12 protein-coding genes (1 of these 12 cut by a window edge) are annotated in these 12,557 nt (G+C 63.5%); 1 reads left to right on the forward strand and 11 read right to left on the reverse strand.

The window, feature by feature from the left end; all coding sequences use genetic code 11:
• The 11 genes from AC1DSO_RS21155 to AC1DSO_RS21205 form a co-directional block, all read right to left on the reverse strand.
• Positions 1-1,429, reverse strand: partial view of a DUF1800 domain-containing protein gene (locus AC1DSO_RS21155; RefSeq protein ID WP_477070687.1) — the 5' portion only. 26 nt of this gene lie to the left of the window's left edge; the window shows 1,429 of its 1,455 coding nt (coding positions 1-1,429); its start codon is at positions 1,427-1,429; its stop codon lies off the left edge, out of view.
• Between the two features lie 205 nt (positions 1,430-1,634).
• Positions 1,635-3,227, reverse strand: coding sequence for a hypothetical protein (locus tag AC1DSO_RS21160; RefSeq protein WP_477070688.1), 1,593 nt, complete (start codon positions 3,225-3,227; stop codon positions 1,635-1,637).
• A 40-nt stretch (positions 3,228-3,267) separates the two neighbouring features.
• Positions 3,268-4,347 (reverse strand): acyltransferase family protein, encoded by a 1,080-nt coding sequence (locus tag AC1DSO_RS21165; RefSeq protein WP_477070689.1) that lies wholly within the window; start codon positions 4,345-4,347, stop codon positions 3,268-3,270.
• Positions 4,348-4,349: 2 nt separating this feature from the next.
• Entirely contained in the window at positions 4,350-5,450 is a 1,101-nt protein-coding gene (locus AC1DSO_RS21170) for a glycosyltransferase (RefSeq protein ID WP_477070690.1), read from the reverse strand.
• A complete protein-coding gene (locus AC1DSO_RS21175; protein WP_477070691.1) occupies positions 5,443-6,627 on the reverse strand; it encodes a glycosyltransferase family 4 protein in 1,185 nt (394 codons plus the stop codon). The genes AC1DSO_RS21170 and AC1DSO_RS21175 overlap by 8 nt, the downstream gene beginning before the upstream one ends.
• A complete protein-coding gene (locus tag AC1DSO_RS21180) occupies positions 6,624-7,832 on the reverse strand; it encodes a glycosyltransferase (protein ID WP_477070692.1) in 1,209 nt (402 codons plus the stop codon). Before AC1DSO_RS21180 ends, AC1DSO_RS21175 begins: the two co-directional genes overlap by 4 nt.
• A gap of 1 nt (position 7,833) precedes the next feature.
• Positions 7,834-9,042: a glycosyltransferase gene (locus AC1DSO_RS21185; RefSeq protein ID WP_477070693.1), complete on the reverse strand. Its 1,209-nt coding sequence runs from the start codon at positions 9,040-9,042 to the stop codon at positions 7,834-7,836.
• Positions 9,032-10,015 carry an NAD-dependent epimerase/dehydratase family protein gene (locus AC1DSO_RS21190; RefSeq protein WP_477070694.1) on the reverse strand — a complete coding sequence of 328 codons (984 nt, stop codon included), beginning with the start codon at positions 10,013-10,015 and terminating at the stop codon, positions 9,032-9,034. The genes AC1DSO_RS21185 and AC1DSO_RS21190 overlap by 11 nt, the downstream gene beginning before the upstream one ends.
• Positions 10,016-10,018: 3 nt before the next feature.
• A complete protein-coding gene (locus AC1DSO_RS21195) occupies positions 10,019-11,326 on the reverse strand; it encodes a UDP-glucose dehydrogenase family protein (RefSeq protein WP_477070695.1) in 1,308 nt (435 codons plus the stop codon).
• A 165-nt stretch (positions 11,327-11,491) separates the two neighbouring features.
• On the reverse strand, positions 11,492-12,145 hold the full coding sequence (locus tag AC1DSO_RS21200; RefSeq protein WP_477070696.1) for a sugar transferase: 654 nt from the start codon (positions 12,143-12,145) through the stop codon (positions 11,492-11,494).
• A gap of 111 nt (positions 12,146-12,256) precedes the next feature.
• Complete coding sequence (locus AC1DSO_RS21205) at positions 12,257-12,388, reverse strand: hypothetical protein (RefSeq protein ID WP_477070697.1); 132 nt, start codon at positions 12,386-12,388, stop codon at positions 12,257-12,259.
• A 41-nt stretch (positions 12,389-12,429) separates the two neighbouring features.
• Here AC1DSO_RS21205 and AC1DSO_RS21210 point away from each other — a divergent pair.
• On the forward strand, positions 12,430-12,557 hold a 128-nt coding region (locus AC1DSO_RS21210; RefSeq protein WP_477070698.1), incomplete at its 3' end, for a GDP-mannose 4,6-dehydratase.

Genomic DNA, 12,557 nt, shown 5'->3' on the forward strand with positions numbered 1-12,557 from the left:
GCACCGGCACCGACGCCTGCAACTGCGGTAGCGGCGGCGGCAACCTGCCCCCCGTAGCGCTGTCGGACTTCCTGAACAGGCTAGGCGAGTTCCCGCCGATCTGGCGCGCCACGTCAAACAACGACGCCAACTGCCCGGGCCCGGACCAGGCCGTATTTTCCAAGGCATAGCCGTCTGGCGTATCGCGTCCGTAGACGCTCTGGCCCAGGGCGTCGGTCCAGGTCTTCAACGGTGTCGGATTGGTGATGATCCGGCCGTCATAGGTCAGGCGAACGGCGGAAACGACGTAGTGGATCGGATCCTTCATCTTCCGATTCAACGAGACCTCGAATTCGCTGGAGCGGAAGAGCACCGCCAGGACGTCGGCGATATCGCCGTCCTTGCGCAGGAACGTCCTGGCCATCTGGTCCACTACGTTTTGCGGCGCGGAATCCATGAAATATAGCGCCAGCTTTCGCGAGATATGTTGCGCGGTGGCCGGCTGGCGCGCCAGAACGTCTAGCATCTCCTCCAGTTCGGGAAGACCGGCGCCGGATATCCGGTGGCCGAGCACGACCTTGTCGCCGAAGTCGTGGTTGTCGGGGTTGAACTCCATCAGACCGTCGCGGATGTAGAGCGCGCGATGGTCGGGCTTAAGAGCGGGCGGACCAGGCGCGACGCTGACGCCGAAGCCGGTCAGGACCCGCGCCATCTCCTCCACATCCTTCTGGCTGTAGCCGGACCCGACCCCGAGGGTATGCAGCTCGAGTATCTCCCGCGCGTAGTTCTCGTTGATCCGGCCGACCGCGTTCTTGTCGTTGTCGAGGTAACGGAGCATTGCGGGATGTAGCGCCACCGCTCGCAGGAGATCCCGGAATTTGCCCAGGGCCAGGGGGCGGATGGCCCTGTCCTCGAAGTCGCCGACCGTGACGCGGATGTCGCTCTTTTCAGCCTCGACGTTGAAGTGATTGAACCAGAACCAGGTCATCTGCTCCTGCAACTGGTTTGGCGAGTACACGGCGCGCAGCAGGGATCGGGTGATGGCCTCTTGTTTCAGGTCCGCCATCGTTTTCTGGTACGCGCGTTGGGCGACCAGCCGTTCGGTCGGATCCTGCACCTTCTGGGCGGCCTTGCCTTGAGCGCGCGCCGCCACCGCGATCTCGACCGGCGTTTCGCGCGAGATCCGCATGGCGTCGATCTGCGCCTGAATCGCTACGGGAAGTGAAGCGGCCGGATCTGGATGGAGCTGCTGCTTGAGCCATCGGCGAGGACCGAGCCGTGCGGCCTCGGCGGTCGCCTGCTCCGTGCGGCCCCAGGTGATCCGATCGACAAGCGCGCCGACATCGGCCGTCTCGGCCATCGCCGGCTTGACGCCTAGGACGAGCAAGAAGGTGATGCTAAGCGCGATCCAGAGCTGGCGCATACTCAAGGCTCTCCGGTACCCGTCCATTCAGCGCAGGGGTCCGGGGCGAATTCAAGGCGTGCCGATCATGCGGTCGCGAAACCGCTTCGCTGCAAACGAAATCCGCAAAGAGATGTACGCTGGATTCGAGGTGCAACATCGAAGCCAGCGGCTGCGGTCCGACGCCCCCGCCAACAATGGCGATGCTACTCCAGCAGGATCCCGTCGGCCCGCTGCCCTTGGTCGCCGCCCATTATTCCCGCGACGAAAGCGAGTGCGTGGAGAGTGCGCGAGCGGGTGCGCCATTTTGACGGCGAACGATAGCCCGATGCCCCAGCGCTAGAATGCCTATCGCCCAGAGAAAAGGAACAAGGAAGGCAATGTCGCGAAGAAGAGCCACGAACGTTTTCGATGTGCCGGAGAACTGACTCATCATGGCCACAACGGGAATTATGGCCGGGATCCAAGCGTACTGCTGAGCCAGGGCGGTTAGTGATCGGGCGTACAGCCCCATCAGAATCGAAATGATCACCACGCCGATAAGATGAAAGTTCCAGTAGGCCTCGGCGACTTGGCCGACGGGAATGCCCCAGAACTTTCCTTCGCCGGCGCGGGGTAGGTTTTCGTCGATGCCATGGCCGGCGAAGTTGACCCACATATTGTAGGCGTCGGCCGAACGTGGCTTATCCGGCCAGATCCCCCGAGGGATCCAGAAACTCACACTGTAGGTATAGGTGCGCCCCCATAGGAGGCCATATTGGTTCGCCCCGGCAAAGGCGGCTAAATCGGCTTCTTCGTTATCCCGTTTCTGCGTTTCCGAAGTGGCAGAACTGTACCACTCGCTGATATCGCCAGACTGGATGACCGACCAATCAACGGAGTTTGAGGCGTAGTTCTGACGGATCGCGCCAAAGCCCCCGAGCACCGCGTAGGCGAACACGACAAGAACGAAAATTGGCGCCAAGCGAACTCGGCCAGTCCTCTGCCACCAGAGCAACATCAACATGACGGCAGGGCCGACCGTTTCGCTGCGCGATCCGGTTGCGACGAGCGTAAGGCCCAGAGAAAGCAGCAGGGATCCGATGAACCATGGATTGAGAAATGGTCGCCGTTCATAGGCGAACCAGATCAACAGCGCTGTGGTAGAGAACGTGATCACCTCGAGCACCGGCCCGATCTCAGCGAACAACGCGACGCGACCGCCGCGCATGGCCACGAGATAGCGCGACAAGCCGCCTTGCATCTGGAACAGAGCCATGGCGGTCAGCGCGGAAACAGCGATGACGATCAGGCTCACCGTGGCGACATTCCGTCCACGCGACAGGGGCAGTCGGGGCCATTGAAAGCGGCGGCTGCCAAAGTAAGCCGCGTAGTAAACTACAAGGGCGAGACAAAAGGTGAGGGTCAGACCGATGCGGGTCAGATCCAGTTCCATATCTGAAAGTCGCAGACTGTTCGCAGGGCTGTATGTCTTGGCGCCCAGATATACCATCGGCGAAGCGATCGGATTGATCAGCGCCATCGGGTTTTTGAAAACCTCTTTGGCCACGGCCAGTACAGCTGGCAGCATAAGTGGATGAAGCCAGCCACCTTCCTGTCGCAGCAGGATAAACGGCAGCACGCTCAGAACGACGAACAAGGCCTCGCTCAGCAGCCGAAAGGCAATCAACGGCCCTGCGGTGTCGCCCACCGCAAACGCTGGAAAAATTAGATGGTACAGGACCAGATAGCCGATGATGGCGGCACGATAGGATGCTCCCATCGGCAAGAACGGGTTCGCGTTACCGGCGGTATTTCCGCTGCCCTGTTCGACTGAGGCGGACTTCATCGTATTTGAAACCTTCATTCGAACCGTACGCGGAAACCGCTGACCTCGACACCATGGCTTATTGTTCTGCGAGGACAGGACGCTGCTTGAAGAGCAAGCGACGCCCTTGGGCCAACATCGGCCGCTCGAGCCAACGATAGACCACTATGCTCATCACCACAGCGACCGCGGTGACGATGACGCAGTACGCCAACAGGCCTGGGATATTGGCTAGCGGAAGTCCGTCAAAGACTATTGTCGCCGCTCTTAGAACGAAACGGTGGCCGAGATAAAGCGCGTACGAGCTGTCGCCAAGGAGGGTCGCCCAAAACGGTACGCGGGTATCCTGGGCGTGAGGAAGGAGCGCGGCGCCGGCGACGAGAAGCGTCGCCGGAATTCCGCCACCCACGCAACGTGGCAGCCCCCCCGCGAGCCCGAACATCCCTGACAGGAGAAGCAGCGCGCCAGCAGCGATCAGAGCAAGCGACACCATTATCGGCGCACGCTTGTCGAGAAAGACGGCCAGCACGACACCGGCCGCGAATTCCAGAATGATACTGCTGGTCCAGAAGCGGACAGCCACAAGCGTCGGCTGGAAGAGGGCCCCGTACACGACCAGGCCAACGATTGTCGCCACCAGTATCGGCACGCCTAGCCGTCGAGGAAAGACAAGCGCCACCGCGAAGATCGCATAGAAGAACATCTCATAGTTCAGCGTCCATCCAAGCGACAGAACAGGCGCGATGCGCCCCCCCGGCCGTTCCGACGGAATGAAGAGATAAGAGGATATGACATTCCACAAGTCGAACTCGGTCGAGCGAACGTGATTGCTCAGTACGAGAAGCGTAATGACCATTAGGGTCGTGAATAGCCAATAGAGAGGCACTATCCGCAGGAGGCGCTTCAGCGCGAAGGTCCGCACCCCGCCCGGCGCGGCGAAAAGCTCGCGAGAGGTTCGGTACATGATAAAGCCGCTGATCACGAAGAAGATGTCGACCCCATAGAGCAGCGGCGTGACATCGAACGGCGTACCGACGTTGTACGTGGCCGCCCACTCCTTGACGGCATGGCCAACCATCACGCTCAGCGCCGCGTAACCGCGTAGAGCCTGGAGGCCCTTGTAGACCTCAGCGTCTTTTCGACCAGCGGGCTGGATCACTTCTAACCGACCTTGAAAAGTGATCGATCGTATCGATCCGCGATAGCGCCGATGCTGAAGTCCAGCGCTCTCGCGCGCAGGGTTTCAGTCGACCGGCGCTGATTGAGTTCTGCATCGATCGCCTTCGCGAGGGCCGCCGGATCTGAAACGGGAACCAAGCGACCGAATTCGCCCCGAGCCAGAATTTCACCGGGTCCGTAGGGACAGTCCGTCGACACGACCGGAAGGCCGAGCCATAGCGCCTCGACGACGACGTTGGCCAATCCCTCCCAAAGCGAACTCAGCACGAACAGGTCCGCCCCTGCCATCCAGTCCAGCGGACGGGTCTGGAACCCAACAAAACGGATGTGGTCGGTCAGATTGAGCTCGGCCACCCGAACCTCTAGCGAGTCACGAAGCTCCCCCTCCCCCAGCACGACCAGGCCGACATCACGCGTGGCGCGCAATTGGGCGAGGGCCGCCAATAGAGTGGGATAGTCTTTTTGCTTGGTCAAACGCCCGCTGGCCACCAGCACCGATGCCGACGGCTTGTCGAACAGCGCTCTCAGGTCGCGCGGCTCGGGCGCGGGCGCGGACGGATCGACGATGGGATTGGGAATGACCGTGATCGCGTCGGGTTTGATACCGAAGAAGGCCGCCGCATCATCCCCTACGCCTCGAGAAATGGCGAAGAACTGGTCGGCCCGACGACCCAGCATACGATAGAGACGCATCAGCAAGCGCTCCGACCGTGAGGCGCTCTCGCGCGCCACGACGGACGGCGTATTCTGGAAGCACAGGATGATTTCGGCCTTCCAGCCATGGATCAGGCGCGAGAGCAGCGTATAGAGATCAAGGTGGAAAAGCACGGTGAAAACCGCGTCGATCGCGTGCGTGCGGACGGCTCGGGCAAGCGGTCCGATGACCTGACGGGCGCTGGCCAGGTCGAGGTTGATCAGCGAGACGCCTGGATCGAGCGTCGCCTCGTAGGCGCCGCCGGGCCTCAGGGTCAGGATACTGACCTTGTGGCCGCGCCGCGCGAGGTCCGACGCCAGATTGGCGACAGCGCGTTCAGCGCCACCCTTGCCGAGTTCGGGGACCAGGAAAGCTAGATGCTTAGGCATGGTTCTCGCCCATTTTCCTCAAAGCCTCGAATGCGGCGCGACGGCGCACGGCGAGATGTTGCGCTTGATAGCGTCCGGCCGTCTCGAAACTACCCTGTGACTCCAGGGCGGCGGCGGCCTCGTCCTGCCCAGCCATGGCCAAGAGGGTTGACGCCAGCCCCGCGGCGTCGCCAGGCCGGTGCAGGCGATCGGCAGGCAGCAGTTCAGGATTGCCGCCGACCGTGCTTGCCGCGGCGCGGCAGCCGCGGCTGAGCGCCTCGATGAGGGCTCGCGGCAGCCCCTCCTGGAAACTCGGCTGAAGGTAGATGTCGACGCCGTCAAGCCATTCGGCCACCGGCCCGCCTCCCGGCAGAACACCATCGAACGCAACATGGCCCTCGAGACCGAGGCTTCGCGCCATGGCGACGTAGGGGGATGGATCACCCTCGCCCAGCACGCGGTAGACGAACGGGGGCAGCCGGTCCTTCACCTGCCCCAGCGCGGTGAGCGCCACGTGCACGCCCTTCATGCGCGAAACGAGCGAGCCGATCGTGCCAAAAGTCAAGGGTGCCTCACCCCGGGCGACGCGCGCCATCCGACGCTGGATCGTCGCATCCGAGACTGGTTCGAGCGCGACGTCGGAAACGGCCCAGGTCTGGCCGCGCGAGGGATAGGCCGCCTGCAGGAACGACTGGGTCACGTAGAGCGCCAGGGGGGCCTTGGCCGCGGCCGCGGCCGTCCGTCGCTCCAGGACGGGAGCGTAGGCGCGGGCGGCCAAGGAGCCGTGGTTCCAAAGCCCGTCCCAGGCGCTCGCCACCACTTCGATCAGGTACGGCTTGCCGCGCCGACGGGCGGATTCGCAGGCCATCATGCCGAGTTCGCTGGGAAGGCGGGCGATGACGACGTCGGCCTTGGCGACTTCCTCGTCGACCACCTTGGCGTGGCCAGAAACCTCGAAAATCCGCTTGGCGCCGCGCAGCGAGCCCAGCAGGCGGTGCCGGACATTGGGTCCCGAGGAGGTCGACAGCCGCCCGGGCGGCGACACCATCTCCCCGCCTCGGCCCACGACGACCATCTCGTCGAAGACGTCGAGATAGTTTCGGGTCCACAGATGGTAGGGATACTTGCCGCCAAGGGTGAAGACCTCGCCGTCGGGTGCGACCTCGAAACGATGGTCGGTGGCGAACAAAAGCTTCACGAGATCATCTCCGCAGACTTAGGCGCGGATGCCGAGCGGGCGCTGGGCGCGCCGCCGTGACGCTTGAGCACCTCGACATAGATGGCGTCGAGCTGGTCGACCATCGAGCGGACGCTCCAGGCCGACAGGTCGAGGGCGGCGGTGGCGGTCGCCATCCGCTCGGCGAGCGCGGGATCCTTGAGCACCGACAATAGCGGCGGGGCCATGGCGGAGACATCGTCGACCGGCGTCAGGAAGCTAGTGACGCCGTCACGCAGGACATGGTCGACGCCCGGAAGATTGGTGGTGACGATGGGGCGACCGCACAGGGCGTACTGGACAAGAACACGCGGCAAGCCCTCGCGCTCCGATGACAGGACGCAGACGACCGCCGACTTCATCCAACGCTCGGGATCCGACCGGAAGCCCACCAGGTGGACACGCTCGGCCACGCCCAGCGCTTCGGCCCGGGCCGCGATCCGCGCGCGGTCGAAGCCTTCGCCGAGCACGACGAACCGCGCCAGGGGGCGTTCGGCGGCGACCTTGGCGAACACGTCGAGGAATTCGACGATCCGTTTGCGCGGCTCAAGGGCCGCGGCCATGACGATGAGCTCCGCAGCCTCCGTCTGGACCTCGGTCAGGCCGAGTTCGCCGGCCAGCTCGGCGGGCGAGAACGGTTGGCCAGACCAGAAACGGTCGACGTCCATGCCGCTGGGCACCACGTGATGGCGGCCAAGGCCAAGGCCCACGTTCTCGCACGCCTCACGCATGCCGCTGCTGACATTGACGAAGGCCGCGGTCGGAGGGGCCACTAGTCGCTCGAGGCTCAGGTAGACGAAACCCTGAAGCGGACCGACATTCAGGAACGGCAGGATATGAACGCCGTGGACCATGCCCCGCTCGCCCAGCGACCAGCCGGCGAGCCGTCCGAGGATTCCCGCCTTGCTCGTATGGGTATGGACGATGTCCGGCTGGAAGTCGCGGATCAAGGCGCGCAGTTCGCCAACCGCCCGAAGGTCACGCAAGAGATCGATCTCGCGCACCAAGTTCGGCGCGAACACCACTCTAACCTCCGGGTGCACACGCTCCATGAGGGCTTGCGAGTGATCGTGTCCGCAGATCAGCAGGACCTCATGACCGCCTTCGGTCTGAGCGTTGCAGCTGAGCAGGGTGTTTTCATCGGCGCCGCCGCGGACGAAGCGGGTGATAACGTGAGCGATCTTCATGTCACGGCATTCGCACCAGGCGGGAGACGAGCGCGCGATAGCCGCTTCGCGCCGCTTCGGGCTCGAACAACCGGCGCGCGGCGTCGGCGCGCGTCTCGCGGGCGGAGGCGTTGGCGAGGCGATGGTGGTGGCGCTCGAGGATCGCCGAGATAAGCGCGGGATAATCGCCCAAGGGGGCGATCGACCCGGCGCCATAGGCATTGGCCAGTTCCTGGGCCGAGCTGACGTCGAAGCTCGCGAATGGCGCGCCATAGCACATCGCCTCGATGAGGCAGCGCGGCAGGCCCTCGCGCTCAGAGGCCAGGACCACCAGATCCGCGGCGAGATACCAAAGCCAGGTGTCGGCGCTGAAACCCTCGAAGACCACGCGTTGAGTCGGGCCAAGCGCCTGAGCTGCTTCGGCGGCCCGTGCGGCAGCCGGGTTGGTCTCCGGCTCGAAATCGCCCACGAAATGAATGCGCGACCGAGGGATCCCACTCAGGATTTCGCCCGCAGCCTGTTTTATGAACTCAGCCTGCAGCTTCTTGGGATGGAAGCTGGCGATATAGGCAATGGCGTATTCGTCGTCCGGCAAGCCCAGGGCCGCGCGCGCGGTCTCGCGGGTCGCGCCCTGCGCCGCCTTGGCGGGACGCACGATGCTGTAGAGGTGGCGCAGCTTGGGTCCGGCTTGGACCTCCAGGAGTCTCGCCCAATATGTCTCCATGTCCTTGGACAGCACCAGGAAGAGGTCGCAGAGCCGATAGGCGAGTTTCCATCGCAGCGGCGCGACGCGATGGGCCGGCGGCAACGCGTCGCGCACGTTCAGCGCGATCGGTTTGCCTGTCAGCTTGGCGGCCAGAACCGCGCTCCAGAAGCTGCGGGTGTCATTGGCGTGGACGAGATCGACCTTCTCGGCCACCAGGGCTCGCGCAATGCGCCAGTTGTTCGCCAGGCGCGCGGTGAACCGGCCTAACCGACTGGTCTGGACGACGGCGTCCTCGTCGAAACTGCCCTCGCGCATGGCCAGCACGGAGACCTCGCAGCCAAGGCCCCGCCAGCGCTCGGTGAAACGGCTCTGGTGATTGGTGAAGATGATGACGCGGTTGTCCTTCACCACCTCGCCCAACAGTTCGGAGATGCTGTTGAGCCCGCCGTCGGCCTGAGCGCCGGCTTGAAAGATGAAGAAGGCCAGGCAGGGTTGGCGAACGGGGGCGGGCAGATCACGCGCCATGGTCGCTCCCGTACCCTCGACGCCAGGCGACGAAGCGCTGCAGGCCCTCGGCCAGCTTGATCTTGGGCTTGTAGCCGCAGAGGGCCTGGAGCTTGTCGATATTGGCGAAGGTGGCAGTGACGTCGCCCGGCTGCATGGGACGGAACACCTTCTGGGCCTCGATGCCCAGGGCGGTCTCGAGGGTGGTGATCATGTCCATCAAGCCGACCGGGTCGTTGTCGCCGATGTTGTAAACCTCGTGTCCGCCCTTGGTCGGCGGGTTGTCGAGAACGCCCAGAATGCCGACGACGATGTCGTCGATATAGGTGAAGTCGCGGGCCATCTTGCCCTCGCCATAGACCTCGATCGGCTGACCGCCGAGCATCTTTTCGGTGAAGCCGTAATACGCCATGTCGGGCCGGCCCCACGGACCATAGACGGTGAAGAACCGCAGGCCCGACTGCGGGAAGCCATAGAGCTTGGCGTAGCTCTGGCCCAGCAGTTCGCACGAACGCTTTGTGGCGGCGTAGAGCGACACCGGGCTCTCGGCCGGGTCACTCTCCTTGAAGCCGTCGCCGTTCAGCGGRCGGTCGCCGTAGACGCTCGAGGACGACGCATAAACCAGGTGCTCGACGCCCGCGTGACGGCAGGCCTCCAGCACCGACAGGTGGCCGGCTAGGTTGCTGCGCTCATAGGCGAACGGGTTCTCGATCGAGTAGCGGACCCCGGCCTGGGCGGCGAGATGGATCACCCGCCGAGCGCCGGAGGTCTTCACCAGTTCGGCGAAAGCCTCGTGATCGGCGATATCCATACGGACCATGCGGAAACCGTCGCGACCTTCCAGCCGCGCGGCCCGGGCGTCCTTGAGAGCCGGATCGTAGTAGGCGTTGAAGATATCGACCCCGATCACCGCCTCGCCGCGATCGAGTAGCCGCTCCGCCACGTGATAGCCCACGAAGCCTGCGGCGCCGGTGACGATAATCGGGGTCATCATGACTTAGCCGCGCCCGATCGAAGCGTAGGTGAAGCCGTGGCGGACCATCTCGGCCGGCTTGTAGACGTTGCGCAGGTCCACGACGATCGGAGCCTTGAGCAGGCCCTTGACACGGTCGAGGTCGAGCGCGCGGAACTGGTCCCACTCGGTCAGGATGACCAGGGCGTCGGCCCCCTCGGCCGCTTCGTAAGCGCCCGACTTGAACTCGACGCTCTTCAGCATGTGAGCGGCTTCCTTCGCGCCTTCCGGATCGAAGGCCTGGACCTTGGCACCCATGGCCTGCAGGGCCGGCAGGATATCGAGGCTGGGGGCGTCGCGCATGTCGTCGGTGTTGGGCTTGAACGTCACTCCCAGCACGCCGATCGTCTTGCCGGTCAGGTCCGTCGAACCGATGGCGTCAGCAATCTTCGTCGCCATCGCCTTCTTGCGGGCGTCGTTGACCTCGACCGTAGTCTCGATCAGGCGGGTGGGCGCGCCGTACTGCTGGGCCGTGCGGACCAGGGCTATGGTGTCCTTCGGGAAGCAGCTGCCGCCGTAGCCGGGGCCGGCGTTCAGGAACTTGCCGCCGATCCGCTTGTCCAGGCCGATGCCCTTGGCCACCTGCTGCACGTCCGCGCCGACCTTCTCGCAGAGATCGGCCATCTCGTTGATGAAGGTGATCTTCATCGCCAGGAACGCGTTGGCCGCGTACTTGATCAGCTCGCTGGTGCGGCGGCCCGTGAAGACGATCGGGGTCTCGTTCAGCGACAGCGGACGATAGAGGTCGCGCATCACCGCCTGGGCGCGCTCGTCCTCGGTGCCGACCACCACACGGTCGGGACGCTTGAAGTCCTCGATCGCCGCGCCTTCGCGCAGGAACTCGGGGTTCGAGACCACGGCGAACTGGGCGTCGGGGCGGGCCTTCTTGATGATCGCCTCGACCTCATCGCCGGTGCCGACCGGCACGGTCGACTTGGTGACCACCACCGTGAAGCCGTCGATCAGGCCGGCGATCTCCTCGGCGGCGGCGTAGACGTAGGAAAGATCCGCGTGGCCGTCGCCGCGACGCGTGGGCGTGCCCACGGCGATGAACACCGCGTCGGCTTCCTTGATGGCTTGGGCCCCCTCCAAGGTGAAGAACAGACGGCCTTCGCGCACGTTACGCGCCACCAAGTCATCAAGGCCTGGCTCGAAGATCGGGATCTCGCCCTTCTCTAAGCGCTCGATCTTGCTCGGATCTTTGTCGATGCACGTCACCACGTGACCGAAATCAGCGAAACACGCCCCAGACACCAGGCCAACATAACCCGTGCCAATCATCGCTACGCGCATAAATCCCCCACCGAAGCTTTGCCTCTATATGTGAGCAAAGAGTTCTAAAAGAGTTCACCGCCCCGCGCAGACGCACGGGCCGAAATAACGTCTCCCAATGACAATTTTTCGTCGCGGTCTCTAAGTGCCGCGTACACGGACCAAGCGAGCCCACGCAGCCGCTGACTAGTAGGCGTTCTCAGCCATCAGCAGGTGCGGAACGGTCATCAGCAAAATCTTGATATCACCACCGAGGGTCCAACGCTCGATGTACTCGTTGTCCGCGTCGATACGAGCGGCCATGGCTTCAACCTCGCCCGTTCCGCCACGAAGCCCCTTGATCTGGGCGAACCCCGTCAGACCGGGGCGCGCGCGGAAGCGCAGGTGGTAGTTGGCGATCACGGCGCCGTATTGTTCATCATGCGCCAAAGCATGCGGGCGCGGACCGACAATCGACATGTCGCCTTTTAGCACGTTGAGGAGTTGGGGAAGCTCATCAATGCTGGTCTTGCGGATGATGCGACCAACCGTCGTGATCCGATTGTCATCGCGCTTAGCCTGCACGACCTTGGCGCCATTCTCTTGGCATCGCATCGAGCGAAACTTGAAAATGGTGAAACTCCGGCCATCCAGTCCGCCACGCGATTGCCGGAACAGCACTGGGCCCGGTGATTCGATCTTGATCAACACGGCGACGAGCGCCAGAAGCGGCGCGAAGAACAGCAATGCGCCGCCGGCCACCAGAACGTCCATTGCTCGTTTCAGCGGATCTTTGGCGACCGGCGACGATTTCACGACGCAAGTTCGCTGCTCCGCGGACGGATTAGTTGCAATCAGCACGTGGTCCCCACCAGTGTCAAAGCCCGGGTCTTTCGCCCGAAATTTAGGAAAGCTTTACTAAATCACCGTTCGCTCGACAACCGTCCGCTATGGTTGTTAACCAACCTTTTTTCACGGTGCGGCGTTTGCTGCGTGTTCGACAGACAATTCCGCCACGTCGACAGGCAGTTTGAGTGCAAAAGGCTCGGCTGTTCTTCCGTTAAGTTTAACAGCCGCGCCGTTGTTGGCGGTGACGAAATGCACCAGATTGCGCCACTTCTCTTCACGGACAGATTCTTAAGACAATGGCCAAGACGGCATTGATCACCGGTGTGACCGGTCAGGACGGCGCCTATCTCGCCAAGCTGCTGCTGGAGAAGGGCTATACCGTCCACGGCATGCTGCGCCGCTCGGCCTCGGCCGACGTGATCGG

It is taken from the genome of Caulobacter sp. P4_E5 (assembly GCF_056401555.1).